Source organism: Aminobacter sp. P4_H6_2 (genome assembly GCF_056400805.1).
Window position 1 is genome coordinate 1 of sequence record NZ_JBFUKO010000022.1, and the last position, 24716, is coordinate 24716.

General features: G+C 61.9%; 26 protein-coding genes and 1 other RNA gene. 12 read left to right on the top strand and 15 right to left on the bottom strand.

Annotated elements, in window-relative coordinates; all coding sequences use genetic code 11:
• Positions 1-24 precede the first annotated feature (24 nt).
• From minC to miaA, 3 genes are all read right to left on the bottom strand, one after another.
• Positions 25-732, bottom strand: a complete 708-nt coding sequence (gene minC / locus AC1DUU_RS03470) for a septum site-determining protein MinC (protein WP_476782018.1) — start codon at positions 730-732, stop codon at positions 25-27.
• Between the two features lie 439 nt (positions 733-1171).
• Entirely contained in the window at positions 1172-1963 is a 792-nt protein-coding gene (locus AC1DUU_RS03475) for a GGDEF domain-containing protein (protein ID WP_476782019.1), read from the bottom strand.
• 74 nt (positions 1964-2037) lie between these two features.
• Positions 2038-2985 carry a tRNA (adenosine(37)-N6)-dimethylallyltransferase MiaA gene (miaA, locus tag AC1DUU_RS03480; protein WP_476782042.1) on the bottom strand — a complete coding sequence of 316 codons (948 nt, stop codon included), beginning with the start codon at positions 2983-2985 and terminating at the stop codon, positions 2038-2040.
• Between miaA and serB the strand changes: the two genes are divergently transcribed.
• Positions 2975-3859: a phosphoserine phosphatase SerB gene (serB, locus tag AC1DUU_RS03485; RefSeq protein WP_476782020.1), complete on the top strand. Its 885-nt coding sequence runs from the start codon at positions 2975-2977 to the stop codon at positions 3857-3859. The genes miaA and serB overlap by 11 nt on opposite strands.
• Positions 3859-4431, top strand: a complete 573-nt coding sequence (locus AC1DUU_RS03490) for a GNAT family N-acetyltransferase (RefSeq protein ID WP_476782043.1) — start codon at positions 3859-3861, stop codon at positions 4429-4431. The genes serB and AC1DUU_RS03490 overlap by 1 nt, the downstream gene beginning before the upstream one ends.
• Positions 4432-4474: 43 nt before the next feature.
• Here the strand turns inward: AC1DUU_RS03490 and AC1DUU_RS03495 are convergent, their stop codons facing one another.
• The 7 genes from AC1DUU_RS03495 to AC1DUU_RS03525 all read right to left on the bottom strand — a co-directional run bounded on the left by AC1DUU_RS03495 (position 4475) and on the right by AC1DUU_RS03525 (position 10611).
• A complete protein-coding gene (locus AC1DUU_RS03495; RefSeq protein WP_476782021.1) occupies positions 4475-5983 on the bottom strand; it encodes a DegQ family serine endoprotease in 1509 nt (502 codons plus the stop codon).
• 124 nt (positions 5984-6107) lie between these two features.
• Positions 6108-6293 (bottom strand): DUF2065 domain-containing protein, encoded by a 186-nt coding sequence (locus AC1DUU_RS03500; RefSeq protein WP_476782022.1) that lies wholly within the window; start codon positions 6291-6293, stop codon positions 6108-6110.
• A gap of 3 nt (positions 6294-6296) precedes the next feature.
• A complete protein-coding gene (gene hflC / locus AC1DUU_RS03505) occupies positions 6297-7244 on the bottom strand; it encodes a protease modulator HflC (RefSeq protein ID WP_476782023.1) in 948 nt (315 codons plus the stop codon).
• Complete coding sequence (gene hflK / locus AC1DUU_RS03510) at positions 7244-8347, bottom strand: FtsH protease activity modulator HflK (RefSeq protein ID WP_476782024.1); 1104 nt, start codon at positions 8345-8347, stop codon at positions 7244-7246. Before hflK ends, hflC begins: the two co-directional genes overlap by 1 nt.
• 149 nt (positions 8348-8496) lie before the next feature.
• Positions 8497-9015: a dihydrofolate reductase gene (locus tag AC1DUU_RS03515; protein ID WP_476782025.1), complete on the bottom strand. Its 519-nt coding sequence runs from the start codon at positions 9013-9015 to the stop codon at positions 8497-8499.
• A 42-nt stretch (positions 9016-9057) separates the two neighbouring features.
• On the bottom strand, positions 9058-10083 hold the full coding sequence (locus tag AC1DUU_RS03520; protein WP_476782026.1) for a DUF4424 domain-containing protein: 1026 nt from the start codon (positions 10081-10083) through the stop codon (positions 9058-9060).
• A 90-nt stretch (positions 10084-10173) separates the two neighbouring features.
• Entirely contained in the window at positions 10174-10611 is a 438-nt protein-coding gene (locus AC1DUU_RS03525) for an Lrp/AsnC family transcriptional regulator (protein ID WP_476782027.1), read from the bottom strand.
• Between the two features lie 129 nt (positions 10612-10740).
• Here AC1DUU_RS03525 and rocF point away from each other — a divergent pair, with 129 nt between their 5' ends.
• Together rocF and AC1DUU_RS03535 are read left to right on the top strand one after the other, a co-directional pair.
• Positions 10741-11661 carry an arginase gene (rocF, locus tag AC1DUU_RS03530; RefSeq protein ID WP_476782028.1) on the top strand — a complete coding sequence of 307 codons (921 nt, stop codon included), beginning with the start codon at positions 10741-10743 and terminating at the stop codon, positions 11659-11661.
• On the top strand, positions 11661-12713 hold the full coding sequence (locus tag AC1DUU_RS03535; RefSeq protein WP_476782029.1) for an ornithine cyclodeaminase: 1053 nt from the start codon (positions 11661-11663) through the stop codon (positions 12711-12713). Before rocF ends, AC1DUU_RS03535 begins: the two co-directional genes overlap by 1 nt.
• Positions 12714-12717: 4 nt before the next feature.
• On the opposite strand, the gene AC1DUU_RS03540 is transcribed toward AC1DUU_RS03535, so the two are convergent.
• Together AC1DUU_RS03540 and AC1DUU_RS03545 are read right to left on the bottom strand one after the other, a co-directional pair.
• Positions 12718-13896, bottom strand: a complete 1179-nt coding sequence (locus tag AC1DUU_RS03540; protein WP_476782030.1) for an acetate/propionate family kinase — start codon at positions 13894-13896, stop codon at positions 12718-12720.
• 5 nt (positions 13897-13901) lie between these two features.
• Positions 13902-16289 (bottom strand): phosphoketolase family protein, encoded by a 2388-nt coding sequence (locus AC1DUU_RS03545; RefSeq protein WP_476782031.1) that lies wholly within the window; start codon positions 16287-16289, stop codon positions 13902-13904.
• A 203-nt stretch (positions 16290-16492) separates the two neighbouring features.
• On the opposite strand from AC1DUU_RS03545, the gene AC1DUU_RS03550 reads away from it, so the two are divergent.
• The 6 genes from AC1DUU_RS03550 (at position 16493) to AC1DUU_RS03575 (ending at position 21057) form a co-directional block, all read left to right on the top strand.
• Positions 16493-17071: a hypothetical protein gene (locus tag AC1DUU_RS03550; RefSeq protein WP_476782032.1), complete on the top strand. Its 579-nt coding sequence runs from the start codon at positions 16493-16495 to the stop codon at positions 17069-17071.
• Between the two features lies 1 nt (position 17072).
• Entirely contained in the window at positions 17073-17735 is a 663-nt protein-coding gene (locus AC1DUU_RS03555; RefSeq protein WP_476782033.1) for an ABC transporter ATP-binding protein, read from the top strand.
• Positions 17728-18411, top strand: coding sequence for an ABC transporter ATP-binding protein (locus AC1DUU_RS03560; protein ID WP_476782034.1), 684 nt, complete (start codon positions 17728-17730; stop codon positions 18409-18411). Before AC1DUU_RS03555 ends, AC1DUU_RS03560 begins: the two co-directional genes overlap by 8 nt.
• Positions 18408-20042 (top strand): FtsX-like permease family protein, encoded by a 1635-nt coding sequence (locus tag AC1DUU_RS03565; protein ID WP_476782035.1) that lies wholly within the window; start codon positions 18408-18410, stop codon positions 20040-20042. Before AC1DUU_RS03560 ends, AC1DUU_RS03565 begins: the two co-directional genes overlap by 4 nt.
• A 101-nt stretch (positions 20043-20143) precedes the next feature.
• Positions 20144-20524, top strand: a complete 381-nt coding sequence (locus AC1DUU_RS03570; protein ID WP_476782036.1) for a hypothetical protein — start codon at positions 20144-20146, stop codon at positions 20522-20524.
• Positions 20524-21057 (top strand): FtsX-like permease family protein, encoded by a 534-nt coding sequence (locus tag AC1DUU_RS03575; RefSeq protein WP_476782037.1) that lies wholly within the window; start codon positions 20524-20526, stop codon positions 21055-21057. Before AC1DUU_RS03570 ends, AC1DUU_RS03575 begins: the two co-directional genes overlap by 1 nt.
• Positions 21058-21066: 9 nt before the next feature.
• Here the strand turns inward: AC1DUU_RS03575 and AC1DUU_RS03580 are convergent, their stop codons facing one another.
• Both AC1DUU_RS03580 and AC1DUU_RS03585 read right to left on the bottom strand, forming a co-directional pair.
• Positions 21067-21861 carry a thymidylate synthase gene (locus AC1DUU_RS03580; protein ID WP_476782038.1) on the bottom strand — a complete coding sequence of 265 codons (795 nt, stop codon included), beginning with the start codon at positions 21859-21861 and terminating at the stop codon, positions 21067-21069.
• A 144-nt stretch (positions 21862-22005) separates the two neighbouring features.
• Entirely contained in the window at positions 22006-22317 is a 312-nt protein-coding gene (locus tag AC1DUU_RS03585) for a DUF2853 family protein (RefSeq protein WP_476782039.1), read from the bottom strand.
• Between the two features lie 181 nt (positions 22318-22498).
• Here AC1DUU_RS03585 and ssrA point away from each other — a divergent pair.
• Positions 22499-22857: a transfer-messenger RNA gene (ssrA, locus tag AC1DUU_RS03590) on the top strand.
• 115 nt (positions 22858-22972) lie between these two features.
• Complete coding sequence (locus tag AC1DUU_RS03595; RefSeq protein ID WP_476782040.1) at positions 22973-23530, top strand: AAA family ATPase; 558 nt, start codon at positions 22973-22975, stop codon at positions 23528-23530.
• Here the strand turns inward: AC1DUU_RS03595 and AC1DUU_RS03600 are convergent.
• Positions 23523-24716: GGDEF domain-containing protein (locus AC1DUU_RS03600; protein WP_476782041.1), on the bottom strand; the 1194-nt coding region annotated here is incomplete at its 5' end. The genes AC1DUU_RS03595 and AC1DUU_RS03600 overlap by 8 nt on opposite strands.

Consider the following 24716-nt stretch of genomic DNA (forward strand, 5'->3'; position numbering starts at 1 on the left):
GCCATGTTTAGATCTCCAATTTTGTCAGTTGAGAGCCGCGACCACAACGCCGCCGTCTTCCAGGAAGGCCTGTATCGGCATGCCGCGCGAGGATGTTTCCATGTCTTCCGCCGTGCGGTACCAGCCATCCACCGCCAAAAGCTCCGCCTCGTTCTTCCGGCAGAAGATGCGTGCCTTGCGGTTTCCCCAAGCACCGGCGAAGGCGCGACCGCGCAAGGCGCCGTAGACGTGAATTGACCCGCCCGCCATGATTTCGGAACCGGAGCCAGCCGAGCCAAGCACGATCACATCGCCATCAGGATGAAAGATCGACTGGCCCGAGCGGATCGGCGCTTCGACGATCAGCGTGGTGGATRCCGGCGGCTCTTCAGGCTTGGCGGGCAAGGCAGGCTCAGCAGGCGTTTCCTCGATGACCGCCTCCCTGGCACCGATGAGCAATGGCGGCAGATCGGAACCCAGGGCATCGATGCTTTTGTTTTCGATTGCGTAGATCCGTATGCCGCGCTCGGTGAGTTGCGACACAAGATCTGCAATGTCGCCCAGCTCCGGCTTGAGCAAGTTCAGGTCAAGCACGACGGGGCGGCCTGCGAAGAACCCCGGAGAGTTCTCGATCCAGCCATCCAGGCTTTGCAGCCACTCCCCCAAAGGGGCCTCCGGCACCAGCGCGAAGGCGACGAATGAGCGTGCGCGAAAGCGTATGGACTTCTTTTGGTCGACGGCGTCGCTGTTCACGGGGGGAAGGTCCTTGCGAGGTGAATCGCGGGTGTAGGCCATGGTGAACGAAACGTAAATCGCATTTCGTGCACGCGCAGCGCCTCGCCTCGGCAGGTTTTCATCCCTTGTTGCCCGACCGCAACGGCCGAAGTTTCAGCACCCAAAGGCTCGGACACACGCCGGGCGAGCCTCAGGTCGCGGGACGACTTTTAGCTGTGGAAAAGATATGGGACGTCCAGCGACTGAGCCGAGCGAGAGCTCGTTTTTCGAACAGGTGCGTAGATTTTGCACCGAGGCCCTTGCGGCCAAATCCAGGTATTCCCGTCGCGGAATTCGTCAGGCCGAGCCGAATGGCGTGGATTTCGAAACCGGAGCGGAGCTGACACCAAGTCCATGAGCACCGGAAGCGCAGAAAGCCGCGTCAGTTGGCCGGCATCACGAATTTAGCGACGGGAATTCAGGCGCAGACGCGGTTGCGGCCCTGTCGCTTGGCTTCGTAGAGCTGCTTGTCGGCGCGGCGATAGAACTCTTCGGCGGTCTCTTCCTTGTCCCATAAGGCCAGGCCGACGCTCGAGGTTACGTTAAGCTGGACACCGCTCGTCTCGATGGACAGCGCGGCAATCGCCTTGCGCATCCTATCGGCAACACGCTGCAGCAGCTCGATATCCATGTTGGGCGCGACGACAGCGAATTCTTCGCCACCCAGCCGCGCCACCACGTCGTGATATCTGGTCATGCTCTTCAGGCATTTGGCGACAGACCGCAGCACCTCATCGCCGGCATCGTGGCCATAGGTGTCGTTGACCAGCTTGAAATGGTCGAGGTCGAGGATCATCAGCCCGACTGGCCTGTCGATACGGCGAAATTCGTGCAGATATTCCTTCAGCGCGTCGTCGAAATAGCGCCGGTTCTGCATGCCGGTCAGCCCGTCGGTAAGTGCTGCCTGTTCGAGATTGCGCGAACGCGCGCTCAGCGAGGCCGTCATTTCGCGCAGCTCGCCGCCTTCCTTCACCTGCGTGCGTATTTGCGGAAAGATGAAAAACAGCCCGTACAACATCGTGCCGGTCAAAAGCAGCGCGATTGTCAGCAGCAGTGTCTGAAGGGTTTCGATACTCTCCACGCGCCCCGGCATATACAGCGCGTCGGCCGGACTTTCGACCAACGTCCAGGCATAGAAAATCGCCAGCGCTGCGGTCAAAATCAGCGCGATGAACACGAAGAACGCGGTTTCAGCCCGGTGAAAGCGCATGGCACCCCTGATGAACCCCAGTGAGCTTTATGCCATGCCGCGCCTTACGGAGGGTTAATCATTACCAGCGCTTCCTATGCATCGGCCGCGCCGGAGGCTCCTCCAGCCTCGCCGCCGATGCGACGCCATTCCGGCCCGAACTGGTTGCGGAACCACGTCGACTGCCGCTTGGAATATTGGCGCGTCGCGATCTTTGCACGCTCGATCGCCTCGTCGAAGCTCATCTCGCCGGCCATGGCGCCAGCCAACTCACGCACGCCGATCGCCTTCATCGCCGGCAGTTCCGGAGCAAGCCGCATGGCGGTGATCGCCTTCACCTCGTCCAGCGCGCCAAGCTCGATCATCTTGTCGAAACGCGCATCGATACGCTTGATCAGCAATTCGCGCTCGGGTTCGATCACAATGAAGCGCGCCGTGGCAATGTCGATCATCGGGTGCCCCTTGTCCGCCTGCCATTTCAGGATCGAGCGGCCTGAGGCCTCCAGCACCTCCAGCGCGCGCACGATGCGCTGGCCGTCGCTGGCCTTGAGCCTCATGGCCACCGCGCTGTCCACATTCATCAGCAACCGGTGCAGCATGGGGGCGCCCTCCTCATTGAGCCGCCAGCGCCAGCGATCGCGGATTTCGGTGGGAATTTCGGGCATTTCCGAAATTCCTTCGGCCAGGGCTCGAAAATAGAGCCCGGTCCCGCCGACGAAGATCGGCGGCTTTTCGACAAACAGCCCACTGTCGGCCAGCACCGCCACGTCGCGCAGCCAGCTGCCCGTCGAATAAGCTGTCGCCGGCGACACATGGCCGTAAAGGAAGTGGCGCACGCGCATGAGATCATCAGTGCTCGGCCGGGCCGTCAGCACGTTGAGCACGCTGTAGACCTGCATCGAATCGGCGTTGACGATCACCCCGCCGTCGCGCTCGGCAAGACGCAGCGCCAGCGCCGACTTGCCGCTGGCGGTCGGCCCGGCTATCAGGGTCGCGTTCTTGATGCGCCCCTCGCTTGTTCCGGAATTTTCGATGCCACTGATCGCCACGCTGATTTCCCACCCGGACCGCGCTCTGCTGGTGCCGTCCCTTGCCGATAAGGCCTCTCGCGCCCTTGGTGCAAGCGGCTTTGTTTGGCTGGACGAGGCCATTGCCTGCGACATCGCTTTGCCCGCTGGACTTTCTGCCGACGATGCACACGCCGCGCTCACTTCCACCCTTGCCAGCGAAGCCATCGATTTCGCTGTCCAGGACAACGCGAAGCGTAGGAAAAAGATCCTGATCGCCGACATGGATTCGACCATGATCGACCAGGAATGCATCGACGAACTCGCCGACGAGATCGGCGTCAAGGATCGCGTCGCCGACATCACCGCACGCTCGATGAATGGCGAGATCGCCTTCGAACCCGCCCTGCGCGAGCGCGTGGCGCTGCTCGCCGGTCTCGACGCCTCGGTCATCGACCGCATCATCGATATCAGGCTGACCCTTGCCTCGGGCGGCAAGACGCTGGTCGCCACGATGAAGGCGCATGGCGCTTACACAGCCTTGGTCTCCGGCGGCTTTGACGTCTTCACCTCGCGCATCGCCAAGATGATCGGCTTCGACGAAAACCGCGCCAATCACCTGATCGAGGCTGATGGCCGCCTCACCGGCAAGGTTTCCGAGCCGATCCTCGGCCGCGCTGCCAAGGCCGATGCGCTGAACGAGATTTCCGCACGCCTCGGCCTCACCCCGGACGATGCCATTGCAGTCGGCGACGGCGCCAACGACCTCGACATGATCCGCCTTGCAGGTTCTGGCATCGCCCTTCACGCCAAGCCGTCGGTGGCAGCGCAAGCAAAGATCCGTATCGACAATTCCGACCTCACCGCCCTGCTTTATCTCCAGGGCTACAGCCGCGCCGAGTTCGCATGATGAAAGAGATCCGCACCGAACGCCTGATTTTGCGCAACTGGGAAGAACGCGACCGCGCGCTCTTCCACCGCATCAATTCGGACGCGCAGGTTATGGAGTTCTTCGGCATGCGCCGCACCAGGGCGGAGAGCGACGAACTGTTCGACAAGCTTCGCGGCAACATCGACTGCGACGGCTTTGGCTTCAGCGCAGCCGAGATTGCCGCCACTGGAGAATGCATCGGCTTCGTCGGCATCAACCGCACCGACCTCGCACCCTTTATCCCCCGCGGCATGATGGAGATCGGCTGGCGGCTCGCGCCCGAATTCTGGGGCAAGGGCTACGTCACTGAGGCGTCCGAGGCCTTGCTCGCCTATTGCTTCGAGACGTTGAACCTCGACGAGGTCGTCTCCTTCGCGGTTTCGCACAACCATCGTTCGACCGCCGTCATGCAGCGCCTCGGCATGCGCCACGATATTGCGGGCGACTTCGACCATCCGCGCGTGCCTGACACGCACCCCGAGCTCAAGCGCCACGCGCTCTACCGGCTGTCGCAAGCCGAATGGCAGCAACGCAAAAAGGCGGCTAGGTAGCCGCCTTTTCTATGTCTTCAAAGACTTGTCCGAGTTTTCGGACTCAGTCCATGCGCAGCGTCACGAACCGCAACTCACCGGTCTTGGACGCCAGCATCAGCAAAGCGTTCTTGCGACCCTGTTCCTTGAGCGCAGCGATACGGTCCATCACCTCTTTCGGCATCGACACCGATTCCTGGGCGATTTCGGTGATCACCTCGCCGGCAACGATACCGCGCTCGGCTGCGGCCGAGTCCTTTGCGACTGATGTCACCACGACACCGGAAACTTCGGCGGCAATGCCAAACTTGGCGCGCGTGTCGTCGTTGAGTTCGCCGATGGTCATGCCGAGCACGCTGGTCGGTGCAACCACGGCACCCTTGTCGGCACCTTCGGCGGGCTTGGTGGCTTCGCCCTCGGCCAGTTTCTCGCCGTCCTCGAGCCGGCCGAGCGTCACCTTGACTGTCTGCTCGACGCCCTTGCGCACGATCACCACATCGACAGCCTTGCCCACCGGGCTTTCGGCAACCACCCGCGGCAGGTCACGCATCTCGACGATGTCCTTGCCGTCGAACTTGATGACCACGTCGCCAGGCAGGATTTGTCCCTTGTCGACGGGCCCGCCCTTGATAATGCCGGCAATCAGCGCGCCCTTGGCGGTGGCCATGCCGAGGCTTTCGGCGATATCGTCGGTCACCGGCTGGATGCGCACGCCAAGCCAGCCACGACGCGTCTCACCGAATTGCTTGAGCTGATCGACAACGCCGGCCGCGATCTCGGATGGAATGGAAAAACCGATACCGATCGAGCCGCCCGACGGCGAAATGATCGCCGTGTTGATGCCGATCACCTCGCCAAACATGTTGAACAGCGGCCCCCCCGAATTGCCGCGATTGATCGCGGCGTCGGTCTGGATGAAATCGTCATATGGGCCCGAATTGATGTCGCGATTACGCGCCGACACGATGCCCAGGGTCACCGTACCGCCGAGGCCGAACGGGTTGCCGATCGCCATCACCCAGTCGCCGATCCGCATCTTGTTGGAATCGCCGAACTTCACCGCCGTCAGCTTCTTGGCCTTCGGATCGATCTTCAGCACCGCGATATCGGTCTTGGTGTCGGTGCCGACCAGCGTGGCTTTCAGCTTCGAGCCATCGGAAAAATTCACCTCGATCTCGTCGGCGTCGGCAATGACGTGGTTGTTGGTGACAACGATGCCCTGCTCGGCATCGACGATGAAGCCGGAACCGAGCGATTGCACCTTCTGCGAGCCGCCATTGTCCTGGCCTCCGCGGTTCTTGAAGAACTCGTCGAAGAAATCCTGGAACGGCGAGCCTTCCGGCAGTTGCGGCATCGGAACGGCGTTCTCGCCCTCTCCGCCCTTCACCGTCTGCGACGTCGAGATGTTGACGACCGCGCCAAGCAGGCCTTCGGCGAGGTTGGCGACCGATTCCGGCCCTTGCGCCAAGGCAGGTGTCACGAAGGATGGCACCGCTATGGCACCAATCATCAGCGCCGTGGTGGCGGCCAGAGAGGCCTTTCGCATGGCGCGCAAAAGGGGCGTGGAAATCATCAGGGAAGCCTCCCAGGGCTGTCTTGTCATTGATCGCGCCGGGCCGTCCGAACGCGAAGCGTCATGATGAAAACAAATAAGGCCTGTTTGCGGCCAATGCTACCGGCACGGAATAATTCATCCGTTATCCCCRGATGARCCAGACGACGCCGACACCGATGACGATCGCGGCAAGGCCCACAGTCCTGAGCAGGGCGTCAGGCATTTCAGTCACCTGCGCCGCCATCTTCTTGACGGCGGAAGGAAAGCCGCCATAGACCAGGCCCTCGAAAACGAGAACCAGGCCTATGGCGACGATAAAGTCCTGCACTGCTTAGTTGCTGGTGCTGGGGGCTGCGACGCCGGCCGAGGGGGCTGGCGTTGCCTTGGCTGCCGGTGCTTTGCCGCTTTCCGGGTTGCGGAAGTAGCGGAAGAACTCCGATTCCGGCGACAGCACCATTGTCGTGCCGTCGGCATTCAACGCCGTGCCGTAGGCGCTCATCGACCGGTAGAAGTCGAAGAACTCAGGATCGCGGTTGAAGGCATCGGCGAACACGGCGGAGCGCTGGGCTTCGCCTTCACCGCGCAGGATTTCCGATTCCTTTTGCGCTTCGGCGACAGTCTCGACCACTTCGCGGTCGGCACGGGCGCGGATGCGCTGTGCCGCTTCCCGGCCGCGTGCCCTCAGCCTTTCGGCCTCGGCCAGACGTTCGGCCTTCATGCGGTCATAGGTCTGCTGCGACACCTCGGCGGTCAGATCCGTACGGCGGATGCGGACATCCTGGATCTCGAGGCCAAGCGATGTCGCGTCAGGCTGCAACTGATCGCGAACCTCGCGCATCATTGCCGCACGCTCTTCCGAGAGCGCGGCTTCAAAGCCGCGCACACCGTAGACCCGGCGCAGGGCCGCATCGAAGCGGGTACGAAGGCGCTGTTCGGCCAGTTCCACGCTACCCGAGACGGTCTGTCGGAACTTGCGGGCATCGTTGATGCGATAGGCGATGAAGGCATCGACATCGTAGAACTTGCCGCCCGAGACCTGGACGCGAATGTCATCAAGGTCGAGCCGCATGACGCGGTCCTCGATGACCTGTACGTTGTCGGCCTCGAACATCGAGAACGGTGCCTTGAAGTAGATGCCGGGCTCGGTTTTGACGTCGACGATTTCGCCGAAGCGCAGCACGATGACCTGCTGGCGTTCATTGACCACGAAGATCGACGACCAGATCAGAATCAGGACGATTACGGCGAAGACGCCGATGATGGGGAGACGATTTGACATTACTTGCCTCCCGCCGCGGCCGGAGCGCGCTTCTGCAGTTCAGGTAGCGGCAGATAGGGCACCACGCCCTGCCCGTTGCCTTGCTCGACGATCACCTTGCTGGAGCCCTGCAGCACCTTTTCCATGGTCTCGAGATAGAGACGCTTGCGGGTCACGTCAGGCGCCTTGGCATATTCGTCATAGACCGAGATGAAGCGCTGGGCCTCACCTTCGGCTTCCTGGACGACGCGGTTCTTGTAGGCGGCCGCGTCTTCGCGCACCTGAGCCGCTTCACCGCGCGCCTGGCCGAGCTTCTGGTTGGAATACTGGTTGGATTCCTCGACGAAGCGGTCCTCGTCCTGTTCGGCACGCTGCACTTCATCGAATGCATCGGCAACTTCGCGCGGCGGTGCCGCGTCCTCGATCGAAATCGCGTTGACTGAAAGGCCAGCGCCATAGTCGTCAAGCGTCGCCTGGATGATGTCGCGCACGCCTGAAGCGATACCCTGGCGGTCGTCGCGGAAGATGTCCTGCGCCGGCCGGCGCCCGACCACTTCGCGCATCGCGCTTTCGGCGATCTGGCGAACCATGATGTCGGGTTCGGAGACGTTGAACAGATAGGCCTCCGGGTTGGAGACCTGATAGGCGACGGAGAACTTCACGTCGACGATGTTCTGGTCGCCCGAAAGCATCAGGCCCGAAGACGTATTGCCACGAACTTCGCCGATGTCGACAAGCTTTTCAGCCGTATTGACCTTCTCGACAGTCTCGATCGGCCACCAATGGAAGTGCAGACCTGGCTGCGACAGTTCCTGCTTGGGCTTGCCGAAACGCAGTTCAACGGCGAGTTCGTCAGGCTGCACGGTGTAGATCGACTGGAACGCCCAGAACGCGATCAATCCCGCGCCGATCAGGCCAAACAGCACGGCGCTCGAGCCGCTGCCACCCGGAAGCGCGCGCTTGAGCTTGTCTTGGCCCCTGCGAATGATGTCTTCGAGATCGGGAGGAGAACCCTGCGGTCCGCTTGGTCGCGGTCCTTGCCCCCATGGGCCACCGCCGCCCCCGCCACCGCTGCCGCCGCCCCATGGGCCGCCGCCGCCTCCATTTTGATTGTTCCAGGGCATGAATGTCCTTTCAACTACGAAACAATGGCGGCCGCGCCTGAGACGGCCGCTTAATTACTGACACCATCTATAGTGATGCGAGCAAGCGCTTTCAACGCGACGGCACGTAAGTGCCTCTGATTTCACTACATATGTATGAAGCCGTGCCCTCAATGCACCTCGCGGCGCTTCTCGTAAACTGTGTAGCGTGTCGCATGGCTGTCTTTCTCGCCTGCGGGAAAGTCCTGCGAGCTTGCGACAGCCCAGATGCTCGGCTCGATCGCGGGAAAGCGCGTGTCGCCGTCAGGGCTGGCCAGCACATGGGTGACGTGCAGCCGGTCCGCCAGCGGCAGCGCCTGGCGGTAGATTTCGCCACCGCCGATCACGCAGATTTCATTGGCGCCCGGCATGCAGCGGCCCTTGGCTATGGCCAAGGTGATGGCGTCTTCGACCGACTGCACCGTTTCCGCACCATCGATTCGGTAGCTTGGATCGCGGCTCACGACGATGTTGAGCCGGCCCGGCAACGGCTTGCCAATGCTCTCATAGGTCTTGCGCCCCATGATGATCGGCTTGCCCATCGTATCGGCCTTGAAGCGCTTGAGATCGCTCGACAGCTTCCATGGCAGGCCATTATCCCGCCCGATCACGCCGTTTTCGGCAATCGCCACATAGATCGCAACGTCCATCCGCCGCCCTTCCCGTTCCAGACGAATCTCCCGCCCGGCCTGTCATCTCTGGGTATCGTAAGGCTGCAGGATCAGAATATCGACATCGCGCTCTGGATAATAATCCTCGGCGCTCATCTCGAAGGTCGTTGGACCCGTCTTCTTCACCCCAGTCCCACAAAAGCTGACGATGTTGGCTGGACCGCCCTTGTCGATGGTCAGCTTGAATTTGCCGATGGTGCCGAGCGCCCAATTGCCACCGGTCGTCAGCACATACGAAACCCGGCTCTCGCTATAGGGCGGATAGCCGTCGGTGGACACCTTCGCCGCCTTGGCCACCGCACGCTCGAACCCTTCGTCGAGGCAGTACTTGGCTTTATAGTCGTCATATTCGCCCTGGAATTTACCATCCGTGAAAAAGCTGACGCCAGCCGTGCCGCCAACGCTCGGCTTGTAGCTATGCGCCACCTTCACCGGCTTCCCCGCAGGAAACGTCGCCTTCCACCAATAGGCCGAGCGCAGCTTCCAGAACGGCTCGCGCACGCGTTTCATGCCCGTGCCGTCGTCATATTCGCTGATGGTGATGATGCCGCGGTTCTGCCAATCGTCGGCAACCTCGTCCTTGAGCTTTTCCAGTGCCTTGTAGGTCACCTCGCCGAACGGCAGGAACGGTATGCCATTGGCTACCAGATCGGCTGAGATATCCACCTCTGCGGCGAATGCGTTGTGCTGGAGTTCGGGCATTATGTCCTTGCCGTCGATCGAAACCGAAAAGCCGAGAAAATTGTCGCTGGTCTCATCGGGCACGCCGGTCATCCAATCCGGACTGCCATCGATGTCGGGCATCGGAAACGCCACGACTGTTTCGATATCCTTGTCCGAATTGTTGCGGAAGACATAGTCGACCTTGACCTTGTCCATCGAGATGAACAGGTCCTCGCTCTCCATGGCGATCTGGTCGGTGCGGCCGAGGATCAGCCCGCCGGTGCCGAGTTCCGCCGTCGAGTCGTTGGCCGATGCTGGTGCCGCCAAAAACAACCCTGCGGCAACGAACCAGGACCGCAGGCACATTGAGCTAATCGCCGACATTCGCCCTTCTCCTCCCAGCCAAACCCGCTCCGCGCAAAACGATTTTATTTTGGCGAGGCAGCGCAGTCCAGACCGGCCATATCGCCGATACTAAAGCTTGGCCTTGGTGCTGCGTGGCGTGGCCAGCAAAATGCTGGTCTCGCTTCCGGTAATGCCGGGGATGAGCCTGATCCGGCGCAACACGGCATCGAAATCCGTCAGCGTCGACGTCCCCAGTTCGACCACGAGATCCCAGCGCCCGTTGGTCGTGTGGATTTGCGACACCTCCGAAAAACCGCCCAGCACTCGGATCACCCGGTCGGAAACGTGCCCTTCGATTTCGATCAGCATGATGCCACGAACGGCCTGGCCAACAGCCTCGGCACGCAGGATGACGGTATAGCCGATAATGTCGCCGGACTTCTCCAGACGCTCCATGCGCGTGCGCACCGTGGCGCGCGAAACGCCCAGATCAACCGCCAGATCGGAGATGCTGCGCCGACCCTGATGGCGGAGCAGCGTTACCAGCCTTTTGTCCAAATCGTCCATCTTGGTTCCATTTTGCTCAATATGGCCTTCATATTGCACAATTCTCATATCAGATGTGTCACTTCAAGCGCTTCAATTTGCCAGGCCAGGGCTGTTCAATGCGCGTTCATTTCACATGGACGGCAACGAATGCACTGCAAGATTTTGGGCGCACCGGTTCAGGACGGAGCCGGCCGCATGGGCTGCGAGATGGGGCCAAGCGCCCTGCGCACTGCGGGTCTCGCCGCGGCACTGACAGAACTGGGCCACAGCCTGACCGATCTCGGCACGGTGGTTCCCCAGCCTGTCCAGGTCGCCGAACACAACAACCAGGCGCTGAAATCGCTACCGGAAATTGCCGCTTGGACGGCTGCCATCGCCGAAGCTGCCTATGCCGCCAGCGCCGACGGCATGCCCATTTTCTTGGGCGGCGATCACAGCATCAGCGCCGGTACCCTTTCCGGCGTTGCCCGCCGTGCAGCAGAGCAAGGCCGGCCGCTTTTTGTGCTCTGGCTCGACGCGCATCCGGATTTCCACACGCTCGACACGACCGCCAGCGGCAATCTGCATGGCGTGCCGCTCGCCTATGCCAGCGGGCTTCCGGGTTTCGACGGCTATTTTCCCACCCTTTCTGCTAAGGTCGACCCCAAGCGCATCTGCACGCTCGGCATCCGCAGCGTCGACCCCGCCGAGCGCCAGGCGCTGATGCAGGCAGGCGTCACAGTTCATGACATGCGCACGATCGACGAATATGGCATCGCCCCGCTGCTGCGGGCCTTCCTCGAACGCGTCGCGGCGGAGAACGGGCTCCTGCATGTCAGCCTCGACGTCGATTTCCTCGACCCCTCGATCGCGCCCGCCGTCGGCACCACAGTGCCGGGCGGCGCCACGTTCCGCGAAGCGCATCTGGCGATGGAGATGCTGCATGACAGCGGCCTCGTCTCCAGCCTCGATCTCGTCGAACTCAATCCATTCCTCGACGAACGCGGGCGCACCGCAAGCCTGATGGTCGACCTTACGGCGTCGCTGATGGGCCGCCGCATCATGGACCGCCCGACAAGGAGCTTCTGATGACTATCCCAAACCTCAACATCGTTCCCTTTGTCAGCGTCGACAACATGATGAAGCTGGTCCTGGAAGTCGGCGTCGACCGTTTGCTCACCGAGCTCGCCGGCTACATCGAAGAGGATTTCAAGCGCTGGGAGCTGTTCGACAAGACACCCCGGCTTGCCTCGCACAGCCATGACGGCGTCATCGAACTGATGCCGACCAGCGACGGCCAGCTCTATGGCTTCAAATATGTCAACGGCCACCCCAAGAACACGCGCCAGGGCCGCCAGACCGTAACCGCCTTTGGCGTGCTCGCCGATGTCGGCTCGGGCTACCCGATGCTGCTGACCGAGATGACCATTCTGACTGCCTTGCGCACCGCCGCAACCTCGGCGGTCGCGGCAAAATATCTGGCGCCGAAAGGCTCCGACACCATGGCGATCATCGGCAACGGCGCCCAGTCGGAATTCCAGGCATTGGCCTTCAAGGCGCTGCTCGGCGTCAACAAGCTGCGCCTGTTCGACATCGACATCGAGGCAAGCCGCAAATGCGCGCGCAATCTCGACGGGCTCGGCTTCGAGATCACCATCTGCAAAACCGGCCAGGAAGCGGTGGAAGGATCGCAGATCATCACCACCGTCACCGCCGACAAGCAGAATGCGACGATCCTCACCGACAACATGGTCGGATCAGGCGTTCACATCAATGCCGTCGGCGGCGATTGCCCCGGCAAGACGGAACTGCACAGCGACATCCTTTTGCGTTCTGAAATCGTTGTCGAGTACCCGCCACAAACACGCATAGAAGGCGAGATCCAGCAGCTCGACGCCAATCATCCGGTCATCGAACTCTGGCAGGTGATCACGGGGCAGGCCACAGGCCGCAAGGACGAGCGGCAGATCACGCTGTTTGATTCGGTTGGGTTTGCGATTGAGGACTTCTCGGCACTTCGCTATGTCCGCGACAAGCTTCGCACCACCAGGCGTTACGAAGAACTTGACCTGCTTGCCGACCCGGACGAGCCTCGCGATCTGTTCGGTATGCTGTTGCGCCATCAAAAAACGCTGGCGTAAGCGGCTAGCCTGCCCCGATCTCGCTGATCAGCGCGCTGGTTTGGCGAGCGATCGTCATCTCCTCATTGGTGGCGATCACCCGGACCTCGATCTTGCTCTCGGCCTGACTGATGAGGTCGCCTGGCTTCGACGGATCAAGCGTTACGCCCAACCAGCCAAGACGATCGCAGACTGCTTTTCTTATTTCGCCGGCATGCTCGCCGACACCGCCGGTGAAGACCAGAAGCTCAAGGCCCTGGAGCGTACTGGCCATCGCCGCGATGTTGCGTGCGATACTGAAGACAAACAGGTCGAGCGCTTCGGCGGCACGCGGATCGTCGCTGGCGAGCAGCACGCGTGTGTCTCCCGAAATGCCTGATACACCGAGCAGACCGGAGCGACGGTAGAGCAGTTGCTCGACTTCATTGACCGACAATCCCAGGGCCTCCTGAAGATACAGGACAATGCCCGGATCGATCGCCCCGGATCGCGTCGCCATCATCAACCCATCCAGGGCTGTGAAGCCCATGGTCGTATCCCGGCTTTTGCCGTTGACCATCGCGCACAGACTGCACCCGCTGCCCAGATGCGCAACGACCGTTTTCTTGGCTAGTAGCTCCGGTGCGATTTCGCCCAGTTGGCGGGCAATGAACTCGTAGGACAGGCCGTGAAAGCCGTAGCGTCGCAATCCCATCTCTTCATATTCGCGCGGAATGGCATAGCGGCTGGCAGGCGGTGCGAGCGTGCTGTGGAATGCCGTGTCGAAACAGCCGATCTGCAATAAGTCCGGCCGCAGCTTGGCCAACGCCCTTACCGGTCCCAGGCTAGCCGGCTGATGCAGGGGCGCAATCGGCGTCAGCGCGTCCAGCGCCGCGATGACCTCATTCGTCAGATGAACGGGGGCTGTGAAGCGGCTACCGCCATGCACGATACGATGCCCGACCGCGTCAATTTGCTCGCCACCGAGCAGCGGATCTAGAAAACCGAAAAGCTCGCCCAGCAATACGCCCGTCGACCTGTCGGGAAGGCTCAACGGCCGGTCGGCAAGAACGCCTCCACCTGCGTCCTTGGCCGAAAAGCGCGGCGTGTCGGCCAAGCCATCGAAGACGCCTCGCATCAGAGGCTCAACCTCGCTGTTCGACACGGCCTTGAACACGCCGAACTTGAGGCTGGATGAGCCAGCATTGAGAGCCAGAATGACCATCGGCTTTAGTTGCGCCAGGCCCAGTCGCGCACCTCGGGCATGTCTTCGCCATGCTCGCGCACGAACCGCCAGTGTTCGGCCAGCTTGTCTTCGAAGTGGCGCTTGGCTTTCGCCCCGTCAGCTCCCAGATCGCCGATCCTGTCGATCGCCTCGATGGCGAGATGATATCGGTCCGTCTCGTTGAGCACCGCCATGTCGAACGGGGTGGTCGTCGTGCCCTCCTCCTTGAACCCGCGAACGTGGAAACTGTCGTGGTTGTGGCGCCGGTAGGTCAGGCGGTGGATGAGGTATGGATAGCCGTGATAGGCGAAAATCACCGGCCTGTTGCCTGTAAACAAGGCGTCGAACGCATCGTCCGCCAGCCCGTGCGGATGCTCGCTGTTCGGCTGCAGCGTCATCAAGTCGACGACGTTGACGACGCGTATCCCCAAATTGGGCAGCGCGCTCCGCAGCAGGTCTACTGCAGCCAGCGTTTCCAGGGTCGGCACGTCGCCAGCGCAGGCCATGATCACATCAGGCTCGCCTTCTCCGCGCTCAGTCCCCGCCCAATGCCAAATGCCGGCACCCGCCTCGCAATGAGCGATGGCATCAGCCATGTTCAGCCATTGCGGCTGCGGCTGCTTGCCGGCAACGATGACGTTGATGCGGTCATAGGTGCGCAAGCAGTGATCGGTGACCCAAAGCAGCGTGTTCGCATCTGGCGGCAGGTAGATGCGCACGATGTCCGCCTTCTTGTTGGCGACCAGATCGACAAAGCCCGGATCCTGATGGCTGAAGCCGTTGTGATCCTGCCGCCAGACATGGGAGGTCAAAAGATAGTTCAGCGAGGCGACCGGCCGCCGCCAGGCCAGCCCGCGTGAAACCTTGAGCCATTTGGCGTGCTGGTTGAACATCGAGTCGACGATGTGGATGAAGGTTTCGTAGCAGGAAAAAAAGCCGTGCCGACCGGTCAGCAGATAGCCTTCCAGCCAGCCTTGGCAGAGATTTTCACTCAGCACCTCCATCACCCGGCCGTCATGCGCCAGATGCTCGTCATAAGGCTCGATGCCTTCCATCCACACCCGGTTGGTTACATCGAAAACGTCGTCGAGACGGTTGGAGGCGGTTTCGTCGGGCCCCATCAGCCRGAAATTGCGCGTCTCGGCGTTGAGCACCATCACCTGTCGCAGCAGGCGTCCCATGGCGCGCGTTGCCTCTGACGTGACGCCGCCGGGAGTAGCGACCTCGACGGCGAGCGAACGAAAATCCGGAAGCACGAGGTCGCGCTTGAGCAATCCGCCATTGGCGTGCGGGTTGGCGCCCATCCGGCGCTTGCCCTTCGGCGACAGCGCCTGCAGGTCCTCGTTCAACCGTCCCTCTTCGTCGAACAGCTTTTCAGGTCTGTAGCTGCGCATCCACGCTTCGAGCAGCTTGAGGTGACCGGCATCCTTTCTCGGGTCGGAGATCGGCACCTGATGCGCGCGCCAAAAACCCTCGACCTTCTTGCCGTCGACCTCCTTCGGTCCGGTCCAGCCCTTGGGGCTGTGCAGCACGATCATCGGCCAGTGCGGCCGATCGGAATTGCCGGCACTGCGCGCCATCGCCTGAATCTCGGTGATGCGCTTGAGCGCGAAGTCGAGCGTCGCCGCCATCTGCCGATGCATGTCTTCGGGATCATCGCCTTCGACGAACAGCGGCTCATGGCCATAGCCACGCAGCAGGCTGTCCAGCTCCGACTTCTCCATCCGAGCCAGGATCGTCGGATTGGCAATCTTGTAGCCGTTGAGATGCAGGATCGGCAGCACCGCACCGTCATGCACCGGGTTCAGGAACTTGTTCGAGTGCCACGAAGCCGCGAGCGTTCCGGTTTCAGCTTCGCCATCGCCAATGACACAGGCAACGACGAGGTCAGGATTGTCGAATGCCGCGCCATAGGCATGCACAAGCGCATAGCCGAGTTCACCGCCCTCATGGATGGAGCCGGGCGTCTCAGGGGCCACGTGGCTGGGAATACCGCCAGGAAAGGAGAACTGGCGGAAAAGCCTGCGTATCCCGTCGATATCGCGGCCGATCTCCGGATAAATTTCGCTGTAGCTGCCTTCGAGATAGGTATTGGCGACCATGCCGGGTCCACCGTGACCAGGGCCGCAGACATAGATCATGTCGAGGTCGCGCGCTTGGATGACCCGGTTGAGATGGGCATAGATGAAGTTGAGGCCGGGTGTCGTGCCCCAATGTCCAAGCAGTCTCGGCTTGATGTGCTCGGGTTTCAGCGGCTCGCGCAGCAACGGATTGTCGAGAAGATAGATCTGGCCGACCGAGAGATAGTTCGCCGCCTGCCAGTAGCGGTGGATCAGTTCCAATTCCTTGGCTTCGATCGTGTCTTGTCCACGGCCCGGAGCGACTTGTCCCATTGCAGTCCCCTTGCATGCATTCAGGAGGCGTAAGACGAACGTTTCCGGACGATAGGGCATCGACTGCGAGACGTCATGTCAATTGTCCCGCCCTGCCTCGGCAACCTTACAAAAGCGTATTGCACCGGCGAGGCGCCGGTAATGTCACAATGCGATGGTGAACTGGGCGGTGGCCGCCGTCGCGTGCAAGGAGAATTCTCGACATGATTCGGACCGCAATCCTGTCGAGCCTTCTTGCCTCATTTACGACGGCGGCCTGCACCCTCGCCGCCATGCCCTTGGCCGTGGCCGCCGAAATGCCGGTGCAAGCCGAGAAAAACCCGCCGGGCGATATTCCCGACACCCAGGTCTTCATCGATTACACGTCCAAGGACGGCTACGTGCTCAAGGTGCCTGAGGGCTGGGCGCGAACCGACATGCCGGCAGGCGCACGTTTCGTCGACAAGCTCGACGGTGTCGTGGTCACACTGTCCGACACAGGCGTGCCACCGACGGTCGACAGTGTGCGCACGGATTATCTGCCACAGCTGCAAAAGCAGGAGCGTGCCGTCAAGATCGACACAGTCAAGGCGGTCAAGCTGCCTGCGGGCAACGCCATCCGGATCGCTTACAGCTCGAACTCCGAACCCAACCAGGTCACTTCCAAGCAGGTTCGCCTCGAAAACCAGCGTTTTCTCTATTTCAGGGATGCCAAGCTCGTGGCGCTTGAGCTTTATGCGCCACTCGGTGCCGACAATGTCGACCAATGGAAGCTGATGTCGGAATCGTTTCAGTGGCGCTGAGATGGGCGTCCTTGCCGCACACGAACTCTATCGCTTCTACCATGTCGGCAACGATGAGACCGCAGCCCTTCGCGGGGTCAGCCTTTTCCTGTCGCCTGGTGAAATGGTGTCGGTCGTCGGCCCGTCGGGCAGCGGAAAATCCACGCTTCTGGCCTGCCTGACAGGCCTCGACGAGCCCGACGGTGGCTACGTCATGATCGGCGAGCAGCGCCTGACACGCCGTCCCGAAGCAGAACGGGCGGCCATCAGGGCGGCGAATTTCGGCATCCTGCAACAGTCCGGCAATCTGTTCCAGCACCTGACGGTTGGCGAAAACATCTGGCTGTCGATGCTTCTGGCCGGCAAGACCGACCAGCGGCGGCTCGACGCGTTGTTGCAGGCTGTCGGGCTTTCCCAGCGCGCGCAAAACTACCCGTCGCAACTCTCCGGCGGCGAAACCGCACGTGCGGGCCTTGCGGCGGCACTCGCCGCCGACCCGCCAGTGCTGGTCGCCGACGAACCGACGGCCGAGATCGACAGGGACTCCGAGCAACGCCTGCTCGAGCATTTCGAAGTCAGGCGGGTTGCCGGCAAGGCGACGCTGATCGCGACACACAGCGCAGCGCTCGCCGCGCGCGCCGATCGCATCATCCATCTTGCCGATGGGCGGATCGACAATGGTTGAGCCGCTCGTCGTCACCTCAGGCATCTCCAGAAGCTCCGCCGACGGCGTGCACGACAAGCTCGTGGTTCTTGATGACATCAACTGCCGCATAGATGCAGGCGACCGCATCGCGCTTGTCGGTGCCTCGGGCAGCGGCAAGACCACGCTGCTGCACCTCTTGGGTGGGCTCGATGCGCCTTCGTCCGGCGCGATCATGTGGCCGGCGCTCGGCACACGCGCCATGCTGCGGCCTGGCAAGGTGGCGTTCGTGTTCCAGACGCCCAGCCTGTTTCCGGCACTGACAGTGTTGCAGAATGTCGGCCTGCCGCTGGTCTTGATGGAGAGCAACGACGATGTCGACGGCAAGGCGGCGGCAGTCCTCGAGCGATTCGAGCTGTCCGAGCTTGCCCAAAAGCTGCCCGAGGAGCTTTCCGGCGGCCAGGCCCAGCGGGTCGCCATGGCGCGCGCGCTCGTCACCGGCCCACGCCTGGTGCTCGCCGACGAGCCTACCGGCCAGCTCGACAGTGCCACCGCACAGCATTTCATCGATCTCACCATAGATTTCATTCGCAACACCGGTGCCGCGCTGGTCATTGCGACCCATGACGAGGCGGTGGCTGAACGAATGAGCCTGCGCTGGTCGATCGATCGGGGCAGGCTTTCCCATCCCGCCGAGCCGCAACGGAGGCGCGCGTGAACCACCTCTGGCTGCTTGGCCTCCTGCGCCGGCGCTACGGGCGTCTTCTGGGTGCCGCAGCAGGTATTGCGGTGACCGTCGCACTGCTAGCCGCCCTGTCGACGTTCCTCGCTCAAAGCAGCAGCTCGATGACGCGCCGCGCGGCATCTGGCGTGCCGATCGACTGGCAGGTCGAAACGGTGCCCAGCGCCGATCTCAACTTGATCCGTGATGCTGTCGGCAAATCCGCGGCGGTCTCTGCCATGAGGCAGGTGCTTTACGCCGGCACGGATGGGCTCGAGGCCAGTGCTGGCGGCACGGTGCAAACGACCGGTCCCGGCAAGGTAATCGCCTTCGACGAAGGCTACCTCACGGATTTTCCGCAAGAAGTCCGGCTTCTGTCGGGCAGCGCGAGCGGCGTGTTGGCCGCGCAGCAGACCGCAGCCAACCTGCATGTCGCCCCCGGCGACATGGTCACCATCAAGCGGGTCGGGCTGCCGCCGGTCACCGTCAAGCTCGACGGCGTGGTCGAACTGCCCGATGCCGACGCGCTGTTCCAGGGTGTGGGCCTGCCGCCGCAGGCTGCTCCGCAGGCACCACCTGATAATGTGCTCATCGTGCCTGTCGACGAATGGCAGCGGATATTTGCGCCGCAGCAGGCCACGCGGCCAGATACGACGCGCACGCAGCTTCACGTCAAGCTGGACCATGGCCATCTGCCCGCAAGGCCGGCCGACGCCTGGACAATGGTGACAGGTGCCGCCCGAAACCTTGAAGCAGCCGTGGCCGGGCAAGCGCTGGTCGCCAACAACCTTGGCGCCCGCCTTGATGCGGTACGCAGCGATTCGCTTTATGCGGCGGTGCTGTTCTTGTTTCTCGGCGTGCCCGGCGTGGCCCTTGCCTGCCTGCTGACCTTCGCGGTTGCCTCGACCGGAGCGGGTCATCGCCGGGCCGAACAGGCCCTGCTCAGGGTCCGTGGCGCAAGCGTGCGCCGTATCCTGTTGCTGACCTCGGCCGAAGCGCTTCTGGTCGCGGCCGTCGGCATAACGCTCGGCCTGGTCATGGCGCAGCTTTTCGCGCGGCTGCGCTTCGGCGGTGACGCCCGGCTTGGCGTCGCAGCCCTTGTGCTGTCGGTGGCGGTCGGCCTCGCGCTCACACTCGTTGCCTTCCTCACCCCAGCTTGGCGCGACAGCCGCGGCCTGAGTGTCAGCGCCTCGCGGCGCACCGTCGGCCGCGCCGGCTCGCCGCTGTGGAAACGCCATTGGCTCGATGTCGTCCTGCTTTTGGGCGCGCTGCTGTTTTTCTGGCAGTCAGCCAGATCAGGCTACCAGGTCGTACTGGCGCCCGAGGGCGTCGCCGCCACGTCGGTCGACTACAACGCCTTCATCGCCCCCGCTTTGTTCTGGATCGGCTCGGCGCTGCTGGCGATCCGCATCTCGGCGCGGATCATAGGCGGCAATGGCACGTTGCTGAAACTTCTGATCCGGCCGGTGGCGGGCAGGCTGTCGACGGTCGTTGCGGCAGCTCTGTCGCATCAGTCTCGGCGGATCACCCATGGCATCGCGATGACCGCGCTCGCCGTCTCCTTTGCGGTGTCGACGGCGGTCTTCAACACCACCTACAACGCCCAGGCCCGGTCGACGCCGAACTGACAAATGGCTCCGATGTCACCGTCTTCGGCACCGCCACCCATCCGGCCGGTGCCAGGCTGACACAGCTCGCCGCCCTGCCCGATGTGGTGGCAGCAGCGCCGATGCAGCACCGCTTCGCCTATGTCGGTGCCGACCTGCAGGATCTCTACGGCATCGACCCGGTGGCGATCGATGACGCGACCGATTTCCCTGACGCCTATTTCGCCGGCGGCAAGGCTGCCAATGTGCTGGCCACCCTTGCCGAAACGCCGAACGGCGTGCTTGTGTCGCAAGAAACCGTGCAGGATTTCCAGCTCTCCGTCGGCGACACCATCAATCTGAGACTGATGAACATTGCCGACCACCAGTATCATCCGGTTCCGTTCACATTCATCGGTGTGACGCGCGAGTTCCCGACCGCGCACCGAAGGACTCATTCCTCGTCGCGAATGCCGCCTACATCGCCAAGACGACCGGCGCGGACGCCAGCGACTATGTGCTGATGCGGGCAAAAGGCGATCCGGCGGCCCTCGCCCACGCCGCCTCTGCGGCGCTGGCAAACGATCCGGCTTTGCAAGTCAAGGATGTCGGTTCAGCCGCCCACATCATCGGCTCCGGCCTGACGGCTCTCGATCTGTCGGGCCTCACCGCGATCGAGCTCGCTTTTGCGCTCGGTATGGCGGTCGCGGCTGCCGGCCTGATGCTCGGGCTGGGCTTCCTCGACCGGCGTCGCAGTTTCGCGATCCTTACGGCTATCGGGGCAAAACCGCACCAGCTCGCGGCATTCCTGTGGGGCGAAGGCCTGCTGGTGGCCGTGGGCGGGCTCGTCTTCGGCCTGCTCTCAGGCCTCACCATGGCCTGGATGCTGGTCAAGCTGCTGACTGGTGTGTTCGACCCGCCACCGGAAGCCCTGGCTATCCCGGCAAGCTATCTGGCTTTGGTGCTGGTGCTTTTGCTGGCATCGATCGCCGCTGCCGTACTGATGACCCGCAACGTCGGCCGGGCCAAGGCGGCGGAACTGCTGCGCGACCTCTAAGAGCCGCGCCTACACCGCAATCGGGGCGCGGATCGTCGCGTCGGCGATATAGTTCTCCAGCCGGAAATCCTCGAAGCGGAAGGCAAACAGGTCCTTCACTTCAGGGTTGATCCACATCGTCGGCAGCGCCTTGGGCGTGCGAGAAAGCTGCTCGCGCGCTTGGTCGAAATGATTATGGTAGATATGCGCATCGCCCAGCGTGTGGACAAAATCGCCGGGCTTCAGCCCCGTCACCTGCGCAACCATCATCGTCAAAAGCGCGTAAGACGCGATGTTGAATGGCACTCCCAGGAAGATGTCGGCCGAGCGTTGGTAGAGCTGGCACGACAGCTTGCCGTCCGAGACGTAGAACTGGAACAGGCAATGGCATGGCGGCAGCGCCATGGCGTCCACCTCCTCGGGATTCCACGCCGAAACGATCAGCCGCCGCGAATTCGGGTTCTTGCGGATCTGGTTCAGGAGAACCGCGATCTGGTCGATCTCGCCGCCATCGCGCGTCGGCCACGACCGCCACTGCTTGCCATAGACCGGGCCGAGGTCGCCGTTTTCGTCGGCCCACTCGTCCCAGATCGTCACGCCATTGTCGTTGAGGTACTTGATGTTGGTGTCGCCGGCGAGAAACCACAACAGCTCGTGGATGATCGACTTGAGATGCAGCTTCTTGGTGGTGACGACAGGAAAGCCCTTCGCCAGGTCGAAACGCATCTGATGGCCGAACACTGAGCGCGTGCCCGTGCCGGTACGATCGCCACGGTCGGAGCCGTTTTCGAGGACGTGGCTGAGAAGGTCGAGATACTGGCGCATCGGTCGGGCTCGATTCGGGAGTTGCCCGATCATAGCGGACCGGTGCCGTCCAAGGCAACGAAGCCGCTTTATCCCCAACCGCGTTAAACGACCAACGCCGGGCTTGGGGCCCGGCGCCAGAAAATCGATAGCAATGGGCGCAGCTTACAGCGCGCCAAGCTTTCCGAGTTCCTTGGCCACCAGATAATAAAAGGTGACGCGGTTTTTGGTGTTGTCGGCCGACATCGCCTTGCAGACCTTTTCCAGCGCGCCATCGGCTTTCTTTTCGTCCTCGACGCCAAGCTTCTTGGCGATCCAGCCGGCTTTGACCCGGTCGAGTTCTTTGGGATCCGTGCAGGAGACCAGGGAGGAATCGCGGTTCCTGAGCGCAATGCCCAGATGCTTGACGATCTTGGTCACCACCTCTTCCTTGGCGCCAGCATCGTATTTCTTCACGTCTGCAAGATAGTCACTCATATGAATTCCCCTCGTCGACGAATTGATGTCATCTCCCGTGGGGATTGCCGGCCTTGACCGCTTCAAGCGCAATGCAGGCACCCCAGCGGCCGAAGCTTCGGTTCGCGCACGACGCGAGTCAACCCTGCGTCTTCGCGTGGTCTCACAAATCTGTCGGATGACTGCTACGACTTGCGGTTCCGACCTTTCCTTTTGCGCCCGGCCTCCTTATATCAGGGTCGTCAGCTTGTCTGACTATGGCGATAAACTGCCGATGAAATAAGCCATTCGGACCCGGGGGCGGTACCCGGCGCCTCCACCAAAAGTCGTCGCAGTCGAACGACGGTTTTTGCTGGGGGCGAAATAGGATCGACGAGGGTGTAAAGATCGGACTTTTGCCCGGCATAGTACCACCGTTATCGGGCTAAACTTGTAGTTGCAAACGACAACTATGCGGAAGCACGTCTCGCAGCGTAAGCTGTGCGATAGCTTCAAATTAAGCCCTAGAGGTTCGCACTTCTAGGCGGGGTTCGGAGGTACCTGGCAACAGAAACCTCCACTTCTCCCCCCTTCCAAAATTTTCATCGCCGGCTAACGCTGGCTTTGCCGTTGTCTGGCCTTAGCCAGTCGCGGTCGGCTTGCCCATGGCCGGTCCCGTTTCATCCGGAGACCTTTCATGCCTCATAATTCCAATCGTTTCTTTGTGCTGACCGGCGGCCCTGGCTCGGGCAAGTCCACATTGGTCGAACATCTTGCCGCCGCAGGATTTGCCACCTCGGTCGAGGCCGGGCGCGGCATCATCAGGGGTCAGGTGGCAATTTCTGGAACGGCCCTGCCCTGGCACGACCGCGCGCTTTTCGCCGAACTCATGCTGTCATGGGAGATGCGCTCGCATACGATTGCAATGACGACTTCCGGCCCCGCCTTTTTCGATCGCGGCGTGCCCGATGTCATCGGCTATCTCAAACTTATCGGCCTACCGGTACCGACGCATGCAGAAAAGGCTGCCCAGGCATTTCGCTACAACCCCAAGGTGTTCATCCTGCCGCATTGGCCCGAGATCTTCGCTCAAGACAGCGAGCGCAAGCAGGATGAAGACGAGGCCCGACGCACCCACGCCAGCATGGTCGAGACATATACCGCTTGCGGCTATGACCTCGTCGAGGTCCCAAAGGTCCCCGTCGAGCAACGGCTGGCCTTCATTCTCGACAACGTGAGCAAGTCTCTCACCTGACGAATCGGGCGGCGCTCGGCAGCTGCAGCCCTTCGGCAAAAGTGCGGTTACGGCCGGCACGCTTGGCGGCATAGAGGATCTTGTCGGCGCGGCCGATGGCGTCCCAAAGCCCTTCGCCCGCATGGAATTCGGCGATGCCGAAGCTGCAGGTGACAGCGAAATCGTCAGGCAGTTCGTCGAAGCGCACGTCGGCAATCGCGCGGCGCAATTCTTCCGTCAACAAGAAGGCATCGTCCACTGGCGCGTCCTTCAACACGATGACGAACTCTTCGCCGCCGATGCGCGCCGCAATGTCACCTTCCCGCAGCGTCGCCTTGATAATGTCGGCAAAGGTCGACAGCACGACATCGCCTGCAGCGTGGCCAAAACGGTCGTTGATCGCCTTGAACCGGTCGATGTCGAAGGCGACGATGCTCAGCTGTTCGCGATCTGTAGCCGGCAGTCGCGGGGCTCTGCTTTGCAGGCCACGGCGATTGAGCAAACCGGTCAGCGGATCACTGTCGCGCTCCGCCTTGAGCCCCAGCACGATGTCCGCGCAGACGACCACCAGCAACCCGAGTCCCATGCCAACCCCCAGCACCGACATGGTAAACTGCGCCCAGATCCAGAATTCGGATTCAAAAAATGCTTCGACGTTGTCAGATGGAACCGTGCTGCCGTCGAGCAGCACGCGCACAAAGAAGGTCAGGCCGAGACCAAACAGGAGCCAGACCATGGCGCGGTCGATGACGTTGCCGCGCACCAGGTCGCGCAGCTTCCAAGCACCGCTCAGGATGATGCAGCCCATACCGAGATTGAGCGCATAGACGCGGATCTGGAGATTGTTATCGATGTAATAGAAATAGCACAGCAGGCCGACGATGGCCGCAAACCAGATCGCGTGCAGGACCAGAGGCATCGACCTGCGTGAACGCGACAACACGCCTTCGACCAACAGCAGCGGTCCTGCGGCATACAGCATCGCGGAAACGATCGTGTTGTAACCAATATCAGGTGGCCACAAGGCGAATTGCACGACGGTCGCACTCCCGACAGCCGCGAACGCAAGCGAGAAAAACAGTAGATGCCGCCGGCGGCGCTCTAGCAGCCACACGCACAAGAACGTTGCTGCAAACAGCAGCAGCAAGGCGGAGGGAATGAACTTCAAGATTTTCGATGGCCTCGGGCGTCGTCGCTCTACTTCCGG